Annotated in this window: 19 protein-coding genes; 9 read left to right on the plus strand and 10 right to left on the minus strand. The window is 31.3% G+C overall.

The window, feature by feature from the left end; genetic code table 11:
- Window positions 1–336 precede the first annotated feature (336 nt).
- The 6 genes from B2X73_RS06400 to B2X73_RS06425 form a co-directional block, all read right to left on the minus strand.
- On the minus strand, window positions 337–2,772 hold the full coding sequence (locus tag B2X73_RS06400; protein WP_291059306.1) for a TonB-dependent receptor: 2,436 nt from the start codon (window positions 2,770–2,772) through the stop codon (window positions 337–339).
- 465 nt (window positions 2,773–3,237) lie between these two features.
- Complete coding sequence (gene nadC, locus B2X73_RS06405; protein WP_291096034.1) at window positions 3,238–4,101, minus strand: carboxylating nicotinate-nucleotide diphosphorylase; 864 nt, start codon at window positions 4,099–4,101, stop codon at window positions 3,238–3,240.
- Complete coding sequence (locus tag B2X73_RS06410; RefSeq protein ID WP_291096036.1) at window positions 4,101–4,991, minus strand: hypothetical protein; 891 nt, start codon at window positions 4,989–4,991, stop codon at window positions 4,101–4,103. Before B2X73_RS06410 ends, nadC begins: the two co-directional genes overlap by 1 nt.
- Window positions 4,991–6,556, minus strand: coding sequence for an L-aspartate oxidase (gene nadB / locus B2X73_RS06415; protein WP_291096038.1), 1,566 nt, complete (start codon window positions 6,554–6,556; stop codon window positions 4,991–4,993). The genes B2X73_RS06410 and nadB overlap by 1 nt, the downstream gene beginning before the upstream one ends.
- The gene (gene nadA, locus B2X73_RS06420) at window positions 6,556–7,560 is read right to left on the minus strand and encodes a quinolinate synthase NadA (RefSeq protein ID WP_286495703.1); all 1,005 of its coding nucleotides are present in this window, start codon (window positions 7,558–7,560) and stop codon (window positions 6,556–6,558) included. Before nadA ends, nadB begins: the two co-directional genes overlap by 1 nt.
- Window positions 7,561–7,572: 12 nt before the next feature.
- Window positions 7,573–8,691 carry a C1 family peptidase gene (locus B2X73_RS06425; RefSeq protein ID WP_291059307.1) on the minus strand — a complete coding sequence of 373 codons (1,119 nt, stop codon included), beginning with the start codon at window positions 8,689–8,691 and terminating at the stop codon, window positions 7,573–7,575.
- A gap of 125 nt (window positions 8,692–8,816) precedes the next feature.
- Between B2X73_RS06425 and B2X73_RS06430 the strand changes: the two genes are divergently transcribed.
- Complete coding sequence (locus tag B2X73_RS06430; RefSeq protein ID WP_291059309.1) at window positions 8,817–9,281, plus strand: hypothetical protein; 465 nt, start codon at window positions 8,817–8,819, stop codon at window positions 9,279–9,281.
- Window positions 9,282–9,440: 159 nt separating this feature from the next.
- A complete protein-coding gene (locus tag B2X73_RS06435; protein ID WP_291096039.1) occupies window positions 9,441–10,796 on the plus strand; it encodes an orotate phosphoribosyltransferase in 1,356 nt (451 codons plus the stop codon).
- A gap of 73 nt (window positions 10,797–10,869) precedes the next feature.
- Here the strand turns inward: B2X73_RS06435 and B2X73_RS06440 are convergent, their stop codons facing one another.
- Window positions 10,870–12,321, minus strand: coding sequence for a M20/M25/M40 family metallo-hydrolase (locus B2X73_RS06440; RefSeq protein WP_291096041.1), 1,452 nt, complete (start codon window positions 12,319–12,321; stop codon window positions 10,870–10,872).
- A 95-nt stretch (window positions 12,322–12,416) separates the two neighbouring features.
- Window positions 12,417–13,094, minus strand: a complete 678-nt coding sequence (gene trmB / locus B2X73_RS06445; RefSeq protein WP_286495708.1) for a tRNA (guanosine(46)-N7)-methyltransferase TrmB — start codon at window positions 13,092–13,094, stop codon at window positions 12,417–12,419.
- Between the two features lie 135 nt (window positions 13,095–13,229).
- Here trmB and B2X73_RS06450 point away from each other — a divergent pair, with 135 nt between their 5' ends.
- Window positions 13,230–13,643 (plus strand): hypothetical protein, encoded by a 414-nt coding sequence (locus B2X73_RS06450; protein WP_125349592.1) that lies wholly within the window; start codon window positions 13,230–13,232, stop codon window positions 13,641–13,643.
- Window positions 13,644–13,823: 180 nt separating this feature from the next.
- Window positions 13,824–14,297 (plus strand): DUF6702 family protein, encoded by a 474-nt coding sequence (locus B2X73_RS06455; protein ID WP_286495709.1) that lies wholly within the window; start codon window positions 13,824–13,826, stop codon window positions 14,295–14,297.
- Between the two features lie 49 nt (window positions 14,298–14,346).
- Here the strand turns inward: B2X73_RS06455 and B2X73_RS06460 are convergent, their stop codons facing one another.
- Window positions 14,347–15,603 (minus strand): D-alanyl-D-alanine carboxypeptidase, encoded by a 1,257-nt coding sequence (locus tag B2X73_RS06460; RefSeq protein ID WP_286495710.1) that lies wholly within the window; start codon window positions 15,601–15,603, stop codon window positions 14,347–14,349.
- On the minus strand, window positions 15,603–16,505 hold the full coding sequence (locus B2X73_RS06465; RefSeq protein WP_180905406.1) for a mechanosensitive ion channel family protein: 903 nt from the start codon (window positions 16,503–16,505) through the stop codon (window positions 15,603–15,605). The genes B2X73_RS06460 and B2X73_RS06465 overlap by 1 nt, the downstream gene beginning before the upstream one ends.
- Before the next feature lie 177 nt (window positions 16,506–16,682).
- Between B2X73_RS06465 and B2X73_RS06470 the strand changes: the two genes are divergently transcribed.
- The 5 genes from B2X73_RS06470 to B2X73_RS06490 form a co-directional block, all read left to right on the plus strand.
- Window positions 16,683–17,984 carry an OmpA family protein gene (locus tag B2X73_RS06470; protein ID WP_286495711.1) on the plus strand — a complete coding sequence of 434 codons (1,302 nt, stop codon included), beginning with the start codon at window positions 16,683–16,685 and terminating at the stop codon, window positions 17,982–17,984.
- 111 nt (window positions 17,985–18,095) lie between these two features.
- Complete coding sequence (gene tgt, locus B2X73_RS06475; RefSeq protein ID WP_286495712.1) at window positions 18,096–19,226, plus strand: tRNA guanosine(34) transglycosylase Tgt; 1,131 nt, start codon at window positions 18,096–18,098, stop codon at window positions 19,224–19,226.
- Between the two features lies 1 nt (window position 19,227).
- On the plus strand, window positions 19,228–20,322 hold the full coding sequence (locus tag B2X73_RS06480; RefSeq protein ID WP_291096043.1) for an LptF/LptG family permease: 1,095 nt from the start codon (window positions 19,228–19,230) through the stop codon (window positions 20,320–20,322).
- Between the two features lie 240 nt (window positions 20,323–20,562).
- On the plus strand, window positions 20,563–21,813 hold the full coding sequence (locus tag B2X73_RS06485; protein WP_291096045.1) for an endonuclease/exonuclease/phosphatase family protein: 1,251 nt from the start codon (window positions 20,563–20,565) through the stop codon (window positions 21,811–21,813).
- Window positions 21,814–21,838: 25 nt separating this feature from the next.
- On the plus strand, window positions 21,839–22,058 hold a 220-nt coding region (locus B2X73_RS06490), incomplete at its 3' end, for a hypothetical protein (protein ID WP_291060620.1).

Below are 22,058 nucleotides of genomic sequence, written 5' to 3' on the forward strand. Positions count from 1 at the left end.
TTATTACTTAAAAAATCAATTTTAAATAATTATAATATTATTCTTAATATTTTATGAATATGAAAATATAATTAAAATAAAATTACCAAATAATAAAATTTTTAAATCCTTATCAAAAACAGACTAAACAAACAACAATACTTAAAAAAAACAATGTGTATAATAATTCATTAATAAATGAATATTTATTCTTAAAATAAAATTATTTAGATTTATTATAAATTAAATATTAAGGTTTTATTAATTTAAGACAAATAATTCAGTCACAATACTTCATAAAAAAAAGTGGACTTATTACTAAGCCCACTTTAATATGTTAAGAAATTTTAATTCTTATTAGAAGCTATAAGTAACACCTGCATTCCAAGTTCTACCTACTGCATATCCGTATCCATTTCTATCAATTCTACTTACGTATTGATCGTTGAATAAGTTACGAACATTCCCTCTAAATTTGATTTTTTGTTTACCAAATTTGAATTCATATGCAACACCTGTATTAACTTTTGCAAAAGGTGCAATTTTTTCAGCTTGATAAACCTCTCCTTTTAATGCACTTTTAACTACATCTACTGGATTAACTTGTCCATAAGTACGAGCATTGTACATAAAGTCTACATCCCAATATAAGTTTCTTGTAAAGTTAACTTTAGTTCCCAAACCGAAAGTAAATTGAGCAGCTTCTCCGATATAAGTTCCTGTCAAATCAACATTTCCTTTTTCGAAAATTGTATCGTCATCAGTATACATCGATTCAAATGGAGTTTTTCCATCATACTTCCAATCACCGTAAGATGCGAATCCATATAAGCTAAACATTTGAGAAACTTTAGCGTCAAAATCAACTTCAACACCTTTGTGTAATTGTGTGATATCTGTATAAGATGTATAAATAGGACGAGTTGTGTTATCTGGTTGAGTTACAGAACCTGAAATTCCTAAGAAACGATTACCCCATTTTGTAGAGTAAGCATTAATATTAACTCTTAAACCTCTTGTTTCGTATTTGTAACCAACTTCGAAACCTGTAATTTCTTCGTTATCTACATTTGGCTCACGTAAATCAACTTTGTTGTATTCGAATACATTATCTAAGAACGGTTGACGAGAATAACGTCCTGCGTTAGCAAAAACTGTATTCTCCTCGTTAATATTAACAGATAAACCTCCTTTTACATTCCATCCTGTTTTGTTTACTTTTTTAGAAGCTGTTTCTACACCTCCGTAGTTCCAAGTATCAAATTTTTGGTAGAATTGATTAGAGATTGCTCCTTGTCCAAATACTGTGAAAATATCATTAGAGTATTCAACTTGCCCAAACGCTCCTTGATAGTTAATATCTTCAGAATAATCTCTTGCTGTTCTTTGATCTTTTTTAGCCGATTTGAATAATGCAGACCAAGGATTTGTTCCAAAAGTTTCTGTTACAACAACTGTTTGATTGTTTGATTTATTTACTTCAGACCAACCTTTTAATCCAAACAAATTATTCATTTGTTGGAAGTGATTACCATGATAGAAACGGATATCAGCACCTATGTTAAAGTTCCATCCTGTTTTAGTATCAAAGTTTAAGTTTGTTACACCTCCATACCAGAAGTGATTATTAACAGATGTACGGATAGCACCATTCGATACTGTTTTTCCGTTTGCATCTTTACCTCCATTATTTCCAATACCGTCTGGATCTAATAAGTTATTGCTTTGAATTAAATCAAAATCAACTAATCCATTTTTCAATGTACTTGTTGCTTTACCAACTCCAGAAGTACCTCCTCCAGTACCTGTAGAAGCATAAAGCACTGTAGACAAATTCATGTTTTCATTAATTGTCCAGTCCCAGTTTAAGTTTGCTACTGGCTTGTGGTAAAAGTTAGTTCTTAAATTTTCTCCTTTACCGTTGAAGTATCCGTAAGTTGTATTGTATTTATTTCCGTATCCATACTTTTCTGCATCAGCCCATTGCTTAGTGTTTTTTGTAGAATAGTTTTGTCCGTGCTCTTGTGGCGCACCAAAAATCATAAAGTTAATGTTATGACGATCGTTTGGTTTATACCCTACAGAAACAAAGTATGCTTGTGAATTTGCATTTGTTCCTTGAGCCCAAGATCTGTGCATAGTTGTTTGGTTAAACAAGAAAGAAGCTCCCCATTTACCTTTCATACCTGTATTGTAAGAAATAGTAGCACTCATGTAACTATCGTTACCTGTGTTTAATCTTACAAAACCTCCTTGCTTTTTATCTGTAGCTTTTGTTACCATATTTACAGTACCACCAACAGAAGAAATAGCTAATTTAGAAGATCCTAAACCACGTTGAATCTGAACTGCATTTGCAACTTCAGTCATTGCAGACCAGTTAGACCAATACAAGTTACCATCTTCCATACCATTAATTGGTTGTCCGTTCAATAAGTAAGCTGTATTTTGACTACTAAATCCACGTAAAAACATTTGAGAATCTCCAAAACCTCCCGCTTGTCCAGAAACATATACAGATGGAGTTGTAGCGAAGATTTCTGGGAAATCTACATTTCCTACCGCTTTATCTTCGATAGCTGCCTTACTAATTGTAGATACAGCAACTGGTGTTTTACGATCCTCTACGATATCGATAACCCCTTTACCAATGATTAATGTTTCTCCTAAAGATACGTTTTCGTCCTGTTCAACCTTTGTAGAATCTGTTGGTTCAACAACTTGGGCGAAAGATAATGATGCCATTAAGGCAAAAGCTCCTACTAGTAAAAGCTTAGTTGAGTTTAACCTCATCTTTTGAAATAGTTTAAAAGTTTACTTCCGCAAATTTCTATACTTTAAATGAGATTATTGTTAAATTATGGTAAAATTTTACAAAATCAATTAACATCTTAAATATTAATTATTATATTTTATTCAAAATAGTCAATATATTATCAATATTGTAAATTAGATCTAGTATTCATGTAAAGTTTTAAAGATTATTTAACATTTTATCAAAAATTAACATAATGTAAATGTTAATTTTTAACATTATTTTTCTTTATTCACTGATTTTTTTTCAGAAAAAAGAGAAAAAATCAATCAAAAATCCATTATTTAGAATCAGTATTAATAAAATACTATCCAATAACATTTTTATTTATAGAATAATACTAATATAATTTTAATAATCTATACTAATACACAATACTAGTAACGTTAAAACGACATGATTAGTATGATACAACTAAGATAATATTTAAAATGTTAAAAAAACTAAGCTTTCACAGCCTTTAAACTCAAGTCAAAGTTGGGGGCTGAATGAATAATCGCGCCAGAAGAAATAAAATCAACACCAGTTTCGGCAATTGCGCGAACAGATTCTTTTGTAATTCCACCCGAAGCTTCTGTTTTTACTCGTCCATTTATATATTGAACCGCTTCTTTCATCGTTTCGAGATCAAAATTATCCAACATAATAAAATCTACATTTGCCTCCAAAGCTTCTTTTACCTCATCCATATTACGCGTTTCCACTTCTATTTTTAAATGTAAATGATGTTTTGCTAAATAATCTTTGGTTTGCGCAACTGCTTTTGTAATATTTCCACAAAAATCAACATGATTATCTTTTAACATCACCATATCGTATAATCCAAAACGATGATTTTCTGCGCCCCCAATTTTAACAGCCCATTTTTCTAACATACGAAAATTAGGTGTTGTTTTGCGTGTATCCAAAATTTTGGCATTTGTTCCGCTTACCAATTCCATCATTTGGTGTGCATAAGTCGCAATACCAGACATTCGTTGCATACAATTCAACGCTAATCGCTCGCAAGTTAAAATTGATTGTGAAGACCCTTTCACTTTGAAAGCAATATCACCAAATTGTACTTTATCGCCATCATTTATATATTGTTCTATTTTTAAAGATGGATCAAACGTATCGAAAATAATTTTTGCTAATTCAATTCCAGCAATTATTCCGTTATCTTTCACTTTCAATTCCGCTTCTTGAATTGCATCATACGGAACCGACGCTAACGTTGAATGGTCGCCATCACCAACATCTTCTAAAAAAGCTTGACGAATAAAAAGTTGTAATTTTTCTTGTGTGATATATGGAGGTAAATTCATTATCTATATGTTAAGGATGCAAATTTTGATTGATTAAATTCTTTCTTGGTTTTGTATTCGTAATACTCGGCCCAAGTCCCGTTTTCTTCACGCACAACCGTAATCAACACTTGTACAGAAGGATCATTTTCGAAGAAATTTTTGATCTGAAGTTTATATTCTTTGTCATCAATTTTACCTTTTGTAATATCTATTGCTCCTGATTTGAAAGCCGCATCAAAAGCGGTTGCATAAGGATCGATAGAAGCCATTTCGAAAAGATTAGAAAACTTTCCTAAATAATATTCCCGACTTCCGTTATTACCAAAAGTTGTTAAATTAAATTCTTTATCAATTCTTACTTCAATCGTTTCTTCATCAGTTTTTAAAGTAAACAATACACGATTTTCCGAAGGGAACTTCTCAAAATCATTATTTTTTTCTGCCGATTCGTAACGTAAAGGCATTGTATATTTCATTGCAACTGCTTTTCCATCAACTCCTTTTGCAGGAGTTATTTTTAGATTAGCTCGCTCCATTTTATTATTCAACAAAACTAAACTAGACAATGCTACACTATTAAAAATTGGATTCGAACCATCAGTCGAGACATCTTCAAAATTACCATCTTCATTAATTTTAAAACCTAATTTAGATTGAGCAGTTTCGATATGAAGATAATCAGCAATATTAGAAAAGAATGAAATTTGAGTTTGAATATCTTGATTCAAATTTTTGTTCATACATGCTTGTAGCTCGCTATTTTCTTTTAGATTTTCACAACCAAAATACACAACCGCTTTCTTGGCTTCTTTACCAGAAGTCAAACTTACGTTTTGTTTTTCTTTCGAATTTTGAGCAAAAGAAAAACTCATTGCAAAACATGTAACGAACAGAAATAATTTCTTCATTAATTAAAATCTTTGTTATAAAAAGTTCCTCGATTTTCTTTTTGATTGATACTTTGCTCAATGATTAAATGTGCGACATCAACCAAATTTCGAAGTTCTAAAATTTTAGGCGAAACAATCGTAAAATAATAAATTTCTTTGACCATTTTCTCGATTTCATTGATACGATTTTGTGCAATTTGCAAACGATTATCACTTCGTACAATTCCAACCAATTCGCTCATCATCGCTTGTAATTGTTTGCGTAAATAAGAAATCAATACTAATTCTTCTTGCACTTTCATGCCTTCTTCGTTCCATTCTGGAAACTCAAAATTATAAATCGAAAATTGATTATCATTTAATAAGTCGACCGTTTTCAACGCTGCACGATGGCCAAAAACCATCGCTTCTAACAACGAATTCGAAGCCAAACGATTTGCACCATGTAAACCAGTATTAGAACATTCGCCAACCGCAAACAAATTCTCGATAGATGTTTTTCCTTCTAAATCGACGTCAATTCCACCACATAAATAATGTGAAGCTGGAACAACCGGAACCAATTCGGTAAACATATCGTAACCTTCGGATTTACATTTTTCGTAAATATTAGGGAAATGTTCCAAGAATTTTTCTTTCTCTAAGTGTCGACAATCAATATAAACATAATCATCTCCGCGCAATTTCATTTCATTATCAATCGCACGCGCCACAATATCACGAGAAGCCAATTCTTCACGTTCATCATATTTGTGCATAAACAACTGGCCATCTTTCGTACGCAACTTCGCACCAAAACCACGAACTGCTTCCGAAATCAGAAATAACTGTCCATCAAATTCGCTGTAAAAAGCCGTTGGATGAAACTGAATAAATTGCATTCCCGAAACGGTTGCTTTCGCACGTCGAGCCAACCCAATTCCGTCACCAGTTGCAATAATTGGATTCGTTGTATTTTTATAAACATGACCAACTCCACCCGTTGCTAATAAGGTTACTTTGGCTAAATGTTGCTCAACTTTATCAGTATTCAAATCTAAAATATATGCACCAAAACATGTCGTTTTCTGAGCTATATCACGATTCAAATGATGTTCTGTAATCAAATCTACCACAAAATGATGTGTAAAAACCTGAATATTTGGATATTCTTTGATCGCTTCTAACATTGCGCGCTCAATTTCCCAACCTGTCACATCTTTGTGATGAACAATTCGGTTTTCTGTGTGTCCACCTTCACGGCCAAGGTCATAAATTCCTTCGTTATTTTTATCGAAACGAACACCCCAATTTATAATTTCATTGATGCGTTCTGGCGCTTCCTTTACGACAACCTCAACCGCTTCCAACTTACACAAACCATCTCCAGCACGAAGCGTATCTTCGATATGTTTCTCGAAACTATCTTTCTCGAAATCGCTCACAACAGCGACTCCACCTTGTGCATATTTGGTATTGGTTTCGTCTTTATTTGCTTTGGTTACAATGGTAATTTTTGCATCAGGATTTCGAATCGCAATTTTCAGCGCATAAGAAAGTCCAGCAATTCCAGAACCAATGACTAAAACATCTTGAATAGCCATTATTTGATTTTTTCTGATAAATCTAACATTCTATTAATTGCAGCTAAAGCTTTCACTCGTAACTCTTCTTCGATTTGTATTTCTGGCAATTCATATTTCATGCACAGATATAATTTTTCTAATGTTGATAATTTCATGTAAAAACATTCAGAACAATTACACGATTCATCTTGAACTAATGCAGGAATTAATGTTTTATTCGGCGCAAGTTTTTGCATTTCGTGTAAAATTCCTTCTTCCGTTGCCACAATAAATTCTTGTGCATCATTTTCTACCACATAATCTAACAAACGAGAAGTTGAACCAATAAAATGTGCGAATTTCAATAAATCTTCTTGCGCTTCTGGATGCGCAATTAATTTTGCATTTGGATGATCTGCCATTTGTTGTGCAATTCTTTCCAAAGAAAAAGCTTCATGAACAATACAAGCACCGTCCCACAAAATCATTTTGCGATTACAAACTTGATTTAAGTATCGACCTAAATTACGATCTGGAGCAAAAATAATTTCTTGCTCTTCTGGCAACGAATTAATAATCGCTTCCGCATTAGAAGAAGTAACAATAATATCTGATTCCGCTTTAACACCCGCATCACAATTGATATAACTCACTACAATCGCATTTGGATGTTGCTCACGCAAACCACGTAAACCTTCTGCCGAACAAGAATCTGCTAAAGAACAACCCGCTTTTGTATCGGGTAAAACAACTTTTTTAGAAGGGTTCAAAATCTTTGCAGCTTCTGCCATAAAATGAACACCACAAAAAACAATCATATCAGCTTCAGTTTTTGCAGCAGCACGTGCCAATTGTAACGAATCACCTAAATAATCTGCTAAATCCTGAATTTCTCCTGACTGATAATAATGCGCCAAAATCACCGCATTTTTCTCTTTGCGTAATTTATTGATTTCCGCAATCAAATCAGTTCCTTTTGGAATTTCAACATCCAAATAACCTTTATAATCTAACTTTTCTATCGCTTGTTCTAATGTATTCATTTGTGAGTGATTTTATTTAACACCTAATTGCTTTTTCACTTCTTTTGACAACGCATCTTTGTGCAGTGTAAAAGCAATTGATTTCATTCTGAAAAATGGTTTCGACATATAAATATGTCCATTATTTCCTAAATCTGTTGTTCCCCAAGAATTTTTCACATCATAATATTGATTTCCCAATTGATCTTTCAAAATTCCCGTAATATGCATTAAATGGTCGTCTTCTGTCGAATAATCTTCAAAAGCAGCTTGACGCTCATCAGCAGAAACCCATTTTTCAGGTAAAATCTGAACAAAATAATCTGATTCTAAACCTTCTGAAGGCCAAATTGCCATTCCATATTTTTTAGAAAATGTTTTTTCAGAAACATCTGTATCAAAAGCCGCTGTATATCCTTTATATAACGCTTCGTCCAATACTTTCATGTATTCATCTAATGGTAAATTATAATATGAACCATTTGAGAAATTATCTGGCACTTGTAAAATAAATTGTGAATAATATGGCGCTTGCTGAAAAGATGTCAAGGTTACATAATCATCAGGATTTATTTTCAAGGCTTTTGCAAATTCTTGTGGTGTATATTCTTTTCCTTCGAACTTAAATTTTGTTGGAGGAACACCTAATTTATCATTCAATTTTTGATCAAATTTTGATTTCCAATCTGCTGTTAAATATTTTTTAGGATTTTTTACAATCGAATCTAATCCAACTTTCAAATCTTTTACCAACATTTCGTGGTTATGCTTCACATCTGTTCCATTCGCAAAACCTGCATAAACTTCGTTTGGAACTAATCCATTTTTACGAACCGAATTTAAAACATCATGCGACAAACCTCCTTGACTAAACTGTGCTTTTCCTTGGCGATATACATAATTATACGCTTTTACAGGATAAGTAAAACGCACATTATACATTTCCGATAAATCGACATCTTTTCCTGTCAAACGCTTCACTTCCGATTCTAAAAAAGAAGTTGTCGAAAATGACCAACAAGTTCCCGTTTTTCCTTGCGAAATAATAGGAAGTGCAGAATTATTAACTAATTCCTTAAATTTGAAAGGTGTTTCTTGTGCCGAAACCAACATACTTACAAAAGCGATGCTAGCGAATATATATTTTTTCATTTGTGTTTGTATAGATTTCAAAAGTAAAGTTATTTTATGAAGTTTTATTATAAAATGTAGAACGAAAACTTCTTTTCTGAATTACATAAAAATTATATTTTTACGTAAATATTTAATTCTTATAAATGAAAGAATATATTAGTAGAAAATATAATAGTTTTTATAATGTGCTTATTATAATTGTTTTAAACATATTAATTCTATTTACTTCAGTAATTATTTTCACTTATTTAGACGAAATAATTGTAAAAAATAAATATGATGTCTTGATTTTTTGTATTTCATTTATACTAATTTTATGTGTTTTTATTCGGATTAATTATCAGATTAATGAAATAGTGTTAGATAATAACATTAACCAACTTACAATTAAAAAGGTATTTTCAAAAAAAACATTTAATCTTAATGAAGTTCAAGAAATTAATCAATTTGTACTTCCATATTTAAATTATATCAAAATAAATAACAAAAAGTTCTTTTTTATATCAAGAGCTATTGATCCTTTTGGTGATAATTTTACATTTAATAGCGAAGAAGATTTAGAAAACATAAGATGTACTATTGATTCAATAAAAAATAACATTAATTAAAAATTTTCATTTATTTTAAATACATAATATTTCATTTTTCGAACAAATTATAAATCAAATCAGTATAAATATTCAATTTTTATTCATCTTAAAATTAATTTTCGTGAAAATGCCATAAATGACTCAAAAACCTATTAACTTTGCTCAAACATTACACAGATGCAACCAAGAGAAGATTTTTTATTGAAAGCTTACGAGCTGGGAATTATAAAATTTGGAAATTTTACTTTAAAAAGTGGTATAGAATCTCCTTTCTATGTCGATTTAAGACCTTTGGCTTCTAGTCCACAATTACTAAAAACTTTAGCAAACAATTTATTAGATTTAGTAGAAGATGTAGAATATGACTTGATTTGTGGTGTGCCTTACGCAGCTTTGCCAATGGCGACTACAATGAGTTTAACATCGAATATTCCTTTGATTATCAAACGTAAAGAAAACAAAGGTTACGGTACTAAACGTATGGTAGAAGGTGTTTTTGCAGAAGGACAATCTTGTCTTTTAGTAGAAGATGTAATTACATCTGGACAATCTTTATTAGAAACAATTGATCAAGTTGAACGCGAAGGTTTACGTGTAAAAGATTTGGTTGTTGTTTTAGACCGTGCACAAGGTGGTTCAGACAAATTAAAAGAACAAGGGTACAACGTGAAAACGTTATTTACAATTCACGAAGTAATCGATATTTTACATAAATATCACCGTTTGAGTGATGATGAAGCGAAAAAAATCAAAGACTTTTTAGCTTTACCTCCAGAAGCGGCTCCTGCAAAACAACGTATTGCATTGGAAAACAAAAAAATTGTACATCCAGTTGGAAAACGTTTAGTTGAATTAGCACTTAAAAAACAATCAAACTTGATTGCTTCTGCTGATTTAATTACTTCTGAAGAAATTATTGATTTCGCTGGTAAAGTTGGTGATCATGTTGTTGCTTTAAAATTACATTCAGATATTATTCAAGATTTTTCGGACAATTTAATTGTTGAATTGAAAAAAATCGCACGCGAAAAAGAATTCTTATTATTCGAAGACCGTAAATTTGGTGATATCGGAAATACACAAGAATTACAATTCAAGAAATCGATTTATAAAATTTCTGATTGGGCAGATTTAGTAACTGTTCATCCAATTGGAGGTTTAGAATCATTAAAAGTTTTCGAAAATACAGGCGTAATCACAATTGTAGAAATGTCTTCGAAAGGAACATTGACAGACGATTATTACTTTACAAAAGCAATTAATGTTTCGGAACAATCTGGAAATGTTTTGGGAGCTGTTGCGCAACGCCAAATTCCTGATAACTTGTTGTTGTTTACACCTGGTGTTAATATTTCTTCGACTGGAGATAATAAAGGACAACAGTACAATACGCCTGAATTGGTTTTCAAAAATTACCACACAGACTTTATGATTGTTGGTCGTGGAATTTACAAAGCTGCTGATGTAAAAACTGCAGCTAAAGAATACCAAACTTTAGGTTGGGTTTCTTACTTACAAAGTTTGAATAACTAAGATTTAGATAAATTTTAAAAATATAAAGCAAGCTAAATTAAGCTTGCTTTTTGTTTTTTATTTCGTTTGAATTTTACTTCAATACAAATTTATGAGAAATAGAATTTCCTTGATTGTCATTAATTGTAGCTATATAAAACCCTGTTGATAAATTAGACAAATTTACACTTCCGTTTGATTGATCAGAATTAAACATTTTAACAGTTCGTCCAGTTGCATCTATAATTTTTATCGAAATTGATGCATTAAAATTTAGTTGATAACTCAATATTTTATTTGAAACAAAAATTTTAGACGAATTTTTATCGACATCATTTGTTCCTAAAGTTGAGGTCTTAGCCGCTTCAACCACATATTCAATTCCTAATTTCGTAAATTTTGCTGCGTGTGTAGACGTACTTCCCATTGAAGCATAGGTATCGTTTACAGAATGTATATAAGGATTATCTTCTCCCATTTTAGCTTCAAAAGGTAAAGTTGCTGCAAAACCATTTTCGTACCAACTAAAATGATCAGAACATCCATAACCACATTTTGACGTATCATATGTAAATTGATGCAAACCAGTTGTGTTATATTCGTACATCAATTTCATCAAAAACGAATTGAGATTCGCATCACAATAAGCATCCGTCATCAAAACAACATCCTTTGCAGAACCTTTGTAATTCGTCATATCAAATTGCACATAACCTATTACATTTTTATTCTCCGAAGCATATTTTTTTGCAATTTCTTTCGACCCTACTAAACCTATTTCTTCTGCTGCATAAGCCATAATTTCGGTAGTTCGTTGCGGTTTGAAATTATTTTTTAACAACACACGCAAAACTTCTGTAATTGTTGCAATTCCAGATGCATTATCATCTGCTCCTGGTGCAAAAGTTTGATTTGCATTCCAACCAACAGTCGAATCGGCATGACCTCCAATAATCACAAATTCATCTTTCTTTTCAATTCCATTAAAAGTCAAAATCAACGACTTCATTGGCGTATTCACATGATCAACGATTCTTACAAATACGTCAGTTCGTCCTGCATCAGCAATCATTTTCACCCAAACTTCTTTCAATTTAAGAACCGCATTATTTGCTTCTTGTCGTGTATGATAACGCGTTTTGAAATCTTCTAACATCAAAATTGTTTTCTCAATTTCTTTGACATCAACATCATTCAATGCCGTAGTTATAAAAGTTTGTTCTGATATTGTATAATTGAAAGGTGCTTTTTTCTGAGATGGCTTTTCTTGAAGTGATTGTAGTGCATCTTCTTTCGAATTTCTAAAAATATAACCATGTCCATGGGCAAATTTCCCATGTAAACTTTCAGCAATTTCTGGATGAAAATAAATAGCAGAAAAATTATTTTTTGAAGAAATTATTTCAATAGAATCCGCATGATTTTTTTGTAAAAAAGCGGCATTCTCAGTCTCCATTGTCGCAAAAATGAAATTTTCTCTGGATTGCGCAAAAGAATAAAGCCCATTCAATAAAAATGTGGTAAGTAGTAAAAGTTTAGTTTTCATAAAAAATCATATTAGTGTAAAACAAATATATGATTAATAAACTTTTATCAAATTTATTTCAAATAAAAAAATCCATCAAAAGATGGATTTTTTTATTAATATTTTAATTGAAATTTTATATAGGTAATCTTTTTACCTTCTTCCAAAAATTTCGATTCATAATATGTTTGTACAGCTGTTACAATTGCTGGAATATCCGAATGATCTGGGTGATAAACATCGTGTGTAGAACGAATCACTTCGTGCCCTTCGATGTGAATAACACCATGTGTATATCCGTGTAAAAATTCAGAATCCGTTTTTAAGTTTACTGTTCCTTCTGGTTTCAAGATAGTATTATAACGTCTCAAAAATTCAGGATCTGTTAAACGATGTTTTGTTCTTCTGTATTTGATTTGTGGATCTGGGAAAGTAATCCAAATTTCACTCACTTCATTTTCAGCAAAAAGATGATCGATAATTTCGATTTGAGTTCGAAGAAATCCAGCATTTTCAATTCCTTCATCCAAACAAGTCTTAGCACCACGCCAAAATCTTGATCCTTTAATATCTACTCCGATAAAATTACGATCCTTGTCACGACGTGCCATTGCAACTGTATATTCTCCTTTTCCGCATCCAAGTTCTAACACAATTGGATTATCGTTCTTGAAAAATTCTTTGTTCCAATTTCCTTTTAATGCAAACTCGTTAATCGCCTCTTCTCGTGTCGGTTGCACAACATTCTGAAAAGTTTTATTTTCGTTAAATCTTCTGATTTTATCTTTTCCCATTTCGGATATATTTTGCGCGAAATTACGAGATTTTGATTAATCTAAAAAACTGTTCTGAAAACACATAAATATCATCAAATAGTATTTATGTAAAAAGGTTTATTATTTTTGTATTGAAAAACTAAAATTAGAAAAATGGATTTTATCAAACAATTTCATAGTGGCTGGGCTTATCTTGTGATTTTGATGGGCGTTATCTTTGTGATTTCAACATTAATTTATGCGATTTCTAAAAAAGATACAAACGCAACAATTAAAAAAATCGGGTTATTTACAACCATTACTTTTCACGTTCAATTATTACTTGGATTAGTCTACTATATTATGATGTTTTCTGCTTTGGAACCATCAGGAATAATGAAAGATTCTGGCTTGAGATTAACTTTTGTTGAACACCCTATGATGATGATTGCAGGTGTTGTTTTTATGACAATTGCGAATGCAAAATTGAAACGATCTACAACTGTACCAATGAGCGTTGCAGTCTTTGCAATTATTGGTTTAGTTTGTATTTTAAGTAGAATTCCTTACCATGTTTGGTTTGCTTAAAAATTTAGAATAAATTCATAGAAAAGAGTATTAAGTTATTAATACTCTTTTTATATTTTTATGTGATTTATAATTTTTTTATTCTAATTTCGTTATTAACAAGTCGCTAAAGCTTTCTTTTAAATTTTAAGAATCTTTGGCACTCGATTTGAAATAGACTTGTACAAACTAAGAAATAAAATGAAATATATAAAATATCTATTCTCTTTGCTTTTGGTTTTAGTAACTTTTAACCTAAACGCTCAAGATTTTCATACAGCAAATATCAAGGTTGATTACGAACAAGAAACCGGAACTTTAAATATCACTGCACGTTCATTTACCAATCAGTTGGAAAAAGCCGTTGGTGCAGATGTTTCGAACAAATCTAACTTCGAAAACAAGTTGAAAGCGTATGTAAATAGTAAAGTTGATGTCAAAGTAAATGGTAAAGCTTTGGGAACTTCTTATTATGGTTATCAGGTAAATGATAAATCGACACGAGTTTTTTTTAAGTTTGATAAAATTTCTAATATCAACTCGATAGAACTAAAAGTAGCTTTGTTGACAGATATTTTTAATGATCAACAAAACATTGTAACCTTTGATGTCAAAAATAAAAAAGACACAAAAGTATTAACAGGAAATAACGACACCATAAAGATGTCTTTCTAATAAAGCAAAAGCCTTCCGATTTTGGAAGGCTTTTTTATTTCAAATATGCTTAATAATTATCTCTAATAATTCGCAATAACTTTTCATTCTCATTTCGAATCCAAGATAAATCTTTGATTGAATTATTATTCATCAAACTAAAAATTAACGTTCTTCCAGATTTCGTTTTCAAATAACCACTCAACGTTACATTATTGTTCAACGTTCCTGTTTTGGCATAAATATAAGGTTGCGCCGAATCTTTGTATCTATTTTTGATTGTTCCCGTTTTACCACCGATTGGGAAAATAGAAAACAAACGTTGCTCAGGAAATTCGTTATACATTTTCCCTAAAACTTGTGCAAAACTTTGTGGTGTAAACAAATTATAACGCGATAATCCCGAACCGTCAAACCATTCTGGTTGTTGTTTCAAATCATTCAACAAATATCTTTTCGAAAAGGTAATCGTTTCAGAAGCGCTCAGTTTTCCTGGTAAAGTACTCGAAGCTAAAATCAATAAATGTTCTGCCAAAAAATTATCGCTATTTTCCATCATTTCGCGGTAAACATCATCTGATTTCTGACTATAAAACACTTTCGGATTATTAACCATTGGCGTTTTGACCATATCAACAGGTTTTCCCAAAATTTGCGACAACGATTTTTCTATCACCATTTCATTCACAATAAAAGGAACTTTTTCTGTTCGTTTTTTATTGCTGATATAAAATTTATTGTCATAGAAATTCCTCGGCTCTGGCATTTCTCTAATTTCTGTTAATTCTTCAAAATATGTCGGAAATGTTTTGATTGAACTTCCATTTTTCGAAATTGAAACTAAATTTTCATGAATCGGAAACTGACTTCTTTCTGGTGCATAATCTTTTCTAAAATCGTCCCAAGTCCAACCTGGTAAAAAAGATTCTTCGTCGAAATTATTCCAATGAAAAACAATTTTAGAACCATTATTTTTCAGGAAATCTAACGCTCGTGTATTTTTATATTTTGGATGCAAAAAAGTTGGATCTCCAGTTCCTTCGATATGCAATTCGTCACCAATCAACTGATATTTGAATGCAGGAATCGAATCATTTAACATTTTCATCGCTGTATACAACGTAAAAATTTTGGTGTTAGAAGCTGGAATAAAAAATTTGTTTCCGTTATAATTATAAATTTCTTCTTTCGTAATTGGATCATACAAATAAAATCCCGTGAATTGAGTGGAATAGAAATCTGAATTGAGATGTTTCTCAATTAATTCGGTCTGCGCAAAAAGATGCACAGACGAAAAAATTGATAATATGGTAAGTAAATACTTCATTAATCTTTGTTCTCGAAAGGAATTGTTGACGAGTTCGATTCGTTTTTAATAATCATTTCTGTATGTGGATAAGGCATCGAGATATTATTGTCGTCTAACGCATATTTCACCGCGCGATACAATTGCCAATAAGCCGTCCAATAATCACTATTTTTCACATAACAACGCACAGCCAAATTCACAGAACTTGCAGCAAATTCTAGAATCTCAACCGTTTTAGATTGTGTATCATCAACCAATTCATTTTTCTCTAAAACATTCAACAAAACTTCGCGCGCTTTGTCAAAATCATCATCATAAGAAATACCAACATTTACATCTAATCGACGATATTCTTTTACAGAATAATTGGTAATTGGATTGTTAAATAAATTTCCGTTTGGCAAAGTTATGATCTGTCCTTTTGCAGTTGCAATTACTGTATTTAGTAAATTTATCGACTCTACACTTCCTTCATTTCCTTGCGATACTATATAATCCCCAACTTTAAAAGGTTTGAAAAGAATAATTAAAATTCCTGCTGCAAAATTTGACAAAGATCCTTGTAAAGCTAAACCAACTGCTAAACCAACACCTCCTAAAGCTGCAACAAAACCAGAAGCATTAAAACCTAATCGCCCTACAACAAAAGTTAATACAATAGCTTTGAATAATATATTAAGAATTGGAATTAAAAACGTGCGAATTGATAAATCGACATTTCGTGCAACCATTCTTTTTTCGATTAACTTGACAAGTTTACCTGTTACCCAAAAACCAATTATTAAGGTTAATAAAGCAGAAACTAAGCTCCATCCAACTTCAGAACCTTTCGTTAATAACCATTGTGTAAAGTTTTCTAAATCCTTAAATGGTGTTGTTATTACATCTTGCAAACTATCTACTTTGTCTTGCTCTTGCATAATTATTCTTTTTATTAGTAATTCAGTTGATAAAATTAGTTCCAATCTAACATCTTTTCAAAAAAATAGAAAAATTATCATTTTTTTTAACTATTTTTAATAAACATGAATATTGGTACAATATTCGTTAATAATAAATTACAACTAAAAAAGGACTATAATTAAAAATTAAAATCTATGAACATTATTGAATTAGTAAAAGGGTATATTACCCCAGATTTGATCTCGAAAACTTCATCAGAATTAGGTGAAAATGAATCGGGAATTTCTAAAGCAATCAATGCATTTATTCCTATTCTTTTAGGAGGTGTTTTAGAAAAAAAGAATTCAACAACTGGTTTATTTCATACCATCAAATCTTTTGGTGCTTCTCGTGGATTAGCAAATATCTCTACAGAACAAGAAACACCAGACACGATCAAAGAATTAATCAATGTTATTTTTGGTTCAAATGCGCAACCAATCGTTTCTAAAATTGCTGAATATGCAGGGATTTCGACAGGTTCATCTTCAAAATTATTAGACTTAACAGCTTTAACAACCTTTGGATCCATTGGAAAAGAAGCCGAATTTAACAATGTAACAGAAGCTGATTTCTTTTCATCTTTAGGAGGAATTAAAGATAAAATTTTAGGATTAATTCCAACTGGTTTAGGACTTGGAGCTTTAGGTTTAGGAACAATGTTTAATGATGCGCCTAAAATCACTGAAACAATAGATGTTGCAAAAGATCATGTAACTGAAACTATTACAGAAACAAGAAAAGTAGTTGATGTAGAACCGGAAGAAAAACCTTATGTAGCGCCAGTTGATGCTTACGCAGAAACTCATAACAACAATGGTGGCGGAGGTTTTTGGAAATGGTTAATTCCATTGATCCTACTTGCTTTAGCAGCCTTTTTCTTATTAAAAAAATGTAATAAAGACGAAGAAAAAACAGTTGTTACAGAAGAAACTGAAATTGTAGTTGATTCATTGAATACTGATTCTCTAAACGCTGCGCCAAAAGAATTATCTGATATCGATTTAGATGGTGTTGCTTTGAAAGGATACGCAAATGGATTAGAAGATCAAATTATCAAATTTATCAAAGCGCCAGATTTTGCAACAATGACAGAAGATCAATTGAAAGAAAAATGGTTCAACTTTGATAATGTCAACTTCGTTTTTGGTAAAACAGATCAATTAGAGCCAGGTTCTGACGTTCAATTAGATAATGTTGCTGCAATTTTGAAAAAATATCCAACTGCAAAAATTAAACTTGGAGCATACACAGATAAAGTTGGTGATGATGCGAAAAACAAAGTAATCTCTCAAAAAAGAGCAGATTACTTAAAAGCTGAATTAACAAAACGTGGTGTTGGTGCGCAAGTTATTGCTGCCGAAGGTTACGGAGAAGAATTTGCAAAAGTAGCTGAAACAGCTTCTGACTCAGAAAGAGCTTCTGATCGCAAAATGTCATTACGTTTCACAAAATAATCATTTCATAAAATTTCCAAATAAGGGTAAAGGCTACTTTATCCTTATTTTTTTGTTATTTTTTTCGAAACCAACTCGCAACAAGCTAAACAATTAATATCTTTGCACACTATGAAATTTTCAATCGATAAAAAAGACGAATTTTCTAAGGCAAGAGCTGGTGTTGTAGAAACCGATCATGGTAGAATCGAAACACCTATTTTTATGCCTGTTGGTACAGTTGGTACAGTAAAATCTGTTCACCAACGTGAGTTAGAAGAAGATATTAAGGCCCAAATCATTCTTGGAAATACTTATCATTTGTATTTGCGTCCAGGAACTGATATTTTGCACAGAGCGGAAGGATTACATAAATTTATGAATTGGCAAAAACCAATCTTAACAGATTCTGGAGGATTCCAAGTGTATTCTTTAGCAACAAGTCGTAAAAAATCTGAAGAAGGTGTGCGTTTCAAATCGCATATCGATGGTTCTTACCATATGTTTACACCAGAGAAATCAATGGAAATCCAACGTTACATCGGAGCAGATATTTTTATGGCTTTTGATGAATTAACAGGAATTCCTGCAAAATATCATGATGCGAAACGTGCCATGCATGTTACACATCGTTGGTTGGAGCGTTGTAGAACTTGGTTAAACAATAATCCTGAATATTACGATCACAAACAAACGCTGTTCCCAATTGTACAAGGAAACGATTTTAAAGATTTACGTCAAGAATCAGCAAAATATATTGCAGATTTCGGTGCAGAAGGAAATGCAATTGGTGGATTATCTGTTGGTGAACCAGAACCTGTGATGTACGAAATGACGGATATCGTAACAGAAATTCTTCCACAAGACAAACCTCGCTATTTAATGGGAGTTGGAACACCTTGGAATATCATCGAATGTATTGCTTTAGGAGTTGATATGTTCGACTGTGTTATGCCAACTCGTAATGCGCGTAACGCCATGTTGTTCACGTGGAATGGTGTTATGAATATGAAAAATGCAAAATGGAAAGATTGTTTTGAACCATTAGACGAAAACGGGACTAGCTATGTGGATAGTTATTACACAAAAGCCTATGTTCGTCATTTGTTCAATGCCAACGAAGCTTTAGGAAAACAAATTGCATCAGTTCATAACCTTGCCTTTTATTTAGATTTGGTAAGAGTGGCAAGAGAACATATCTTAGCAGGAGATTTCGCTCAATGGAAAGAACAAATTGTTCCACAATTAAAACAACGTCTGTAGTTTGAAAATAATTGATAAATACATCATCCGAAACTTTATCGGAACCTTCATCTTTATGGTTTTGATTTTATCTACTATCGCCGTAATTGTCGATCTTAGTCAAAAATTAGGACGTATTAATGATAGTGGTTCTACTGCATATTCTGCATTAACCGAATTTTACCCTTATTGGTCAATTTGGATTATCAACACCTTTTTACCGATTGCTGTTTTCATCTCCGTGATCTATTTTACATCGCGTTTAACGATGCAAACCGAAATTGTAGGTGTACTTTCGGGTGGAATTAGTTTTTATCGATTTACCCTTCCATATGTTTGGGTGGCTATATTTTTAGCTGTTTCAGCCTTAGTTGTTGGAAACATTGTTTTGCCATGGGCTAATATCAAAAAAAATAAATATGAGTATGTTCATATGCTCAGCAATTCAAAAAAGGAAGAATATTACAAAAGACAACGTATTGGTTCGCAAATTTCCCCAAAAGAATATGTTTTTGTGGATAGTTATGATAGAACCGAAAAATTGGGAAGCTCTTTTGTCTACCAAAAATTTGATTCAACTGAATTAAAAAAACAAATCATTGCCTCAAGTTTTAATTGGAACGACAAAGATTCTACTTATGCATTAATGAGTGTTTACACGCGCGATATTAACAAAGATAAAACGGAAAAGTTAAATTACGAAGCCAATACAAATTTGAAGTTACCAGCTTCTCCAGACGAAATTTTACCAGAAGAATATGTTGCTGAAACAATGAATACCTTCGAATTGAATGAATTTATTCAGAAACAAAAAGCAAAAGGTTCTGCCAATGTAAATACATACGAAAATGAATTAAATAATCGTTTGAGCGGTCCATTTTCAACTATTATTTTGACACTTTTGGCTCTATCGCTTTCATCTAAAAAACGTCGTGGAGGAATCGGAATCAATCTTGCAGTTGGTATCTCACTAGCGTTTGTCTACATTTTCTTTTCGCAAACAACATCTACGTTTTCCGAAAAAGGATATGTGTCTCCACTTGTCGCCTCATGGATACCAAACATCGTCTTCGGATTACTAACTTTGTTTTTATATTTCAGACGAGCACGTTCATAAAATATTTCAAAAATCCAGTTCTAAAAAGAACTGGATTTTTTTTGTATCAACAATACAAGTAAATAATTTATTGAATCCATCTAAAAACTCACAATAATTTAACTAAAATAATTCTTCTTAAATTCGTCAGTTTTCAGAAATAAAATTTTTTATTTAATTGATAATAATTAACTTTAAGATATTCTAAATTAATTTCTTAGATTTAAAAAAAATTGAAGTGTAAAACTAAAATCAATTGATATGAAAAAAAATTTACTCCTTTTATTTTTAATCCTTTCGGTTTCTATTTTTTCACAAGAAACATTAAATACAATGTTTTATAATGTGTTCAAATTTCCGAATTCACTTCCTCAAAATCGTCAATTGATCTTAAGAGATATTTTAGACGAATACAAACCAGATTTATTTATGATTTGTGAATTAGTAACAGAAAATGGCGCTGATTTAATCTTAAATACATCTTTGCAAAATCAACCTGATAAATTTGCTCGCGCACTTTTTGTAGCTGATACAACGAAATTAGATGATCCGTTACAAACAATGGTTTTTTATAATACACGTAAATTGGCGTTAGTTAATCAACAAAAAATCCCAACAGTTTATCGCGACATCAATCATTATTCTTTTCAATTAAATATTACTTCAAACGATCCTATTCATTTAGAAGTTTTTGTTGCGCATCTAAAATCGAGTACAGGACCTGCAAATCGTCAAATGCGTTTGGAAATGGTGCAAGAAGTCACAAAATCCTTGAAAAAATTAACGCAACCTAATACATATGTTCTTTTTGCTGGAGATTTTAATTTTTATAATTCATCAGAACCAGCATATCAAGAAATTATCAATCCAGCAAATGCTATTTTGATGATTGATCCATTAAATGCACCTGGAAGTTGGCAAGACAATCCAGCTTTTAGCTATTTACACACTCAAAGTACTCGCGTTTCTAACATAGGTTTTGGAAGCGGAACTAATGCAGGGGCAAGTGGCGGTTTGGACGATCGCTTTGATTTTATTATGATGAGCGAAAATTTCAAAAACAGCTCACGTTTTTCTTTTATAAACAATAGTTATAAAGCGTATGGAAATAATGGAGATTGTTTGAATAAAGACGTTAAAGATCCTAATTGTACGGGTACCTACTCACAAACTTTACGAACTAATTTGTATAACATGAGCGATCATTTACCTATTGTCATGCAATTTAAAATTCATGAGAATTTGAGCACAAAATCAATTGAATCAAAACCTTTTATCTGGTTAAAATCAGCAAATATTACGAATGATAAAATTATAATTGGTATTGATAAAACACAATTAAATACTCAAAATAATATACTTTTCATTTACAATTCAGTTGGACAAAGTGTACAATCGGTTCGTATTAATAATCAATCAAATATAACGATTGATTGTCAAAGCTTAGCTTCTGGAATTTATTATATAAAAACAAAAGAATCGAACGAAATTTTAAAGTTTATAAAAAAATAATATTTTTATAAACAATAAATCCAATATGAAATATTTTATTCTGATACTTTTTACATTTCTCTTATTTAATTCTTGTGAAAATGAACAGATAATTCACTCTAATTTAATTAAAGAAAGTGAAAAATTTTTCGAAAAAAGAAATATAAATTCTAAAGATTTTAAAACCCTATTTTATATCAAAAAAGGTGATGATTATGCTCATTATGTTTTAAAATATTATAAAGTACCCGTTGTGCATTTTAAAT

This window comes from Empedobacter sp. UBA7252 (genome assembly GCF_002472765.1).
Lineage (GTDB): Bacteria > Bacteroidota > Bacteroidia > Flavobacteriales > Weeksellaceae > Empedobacter > Empedobacter falsenii_B.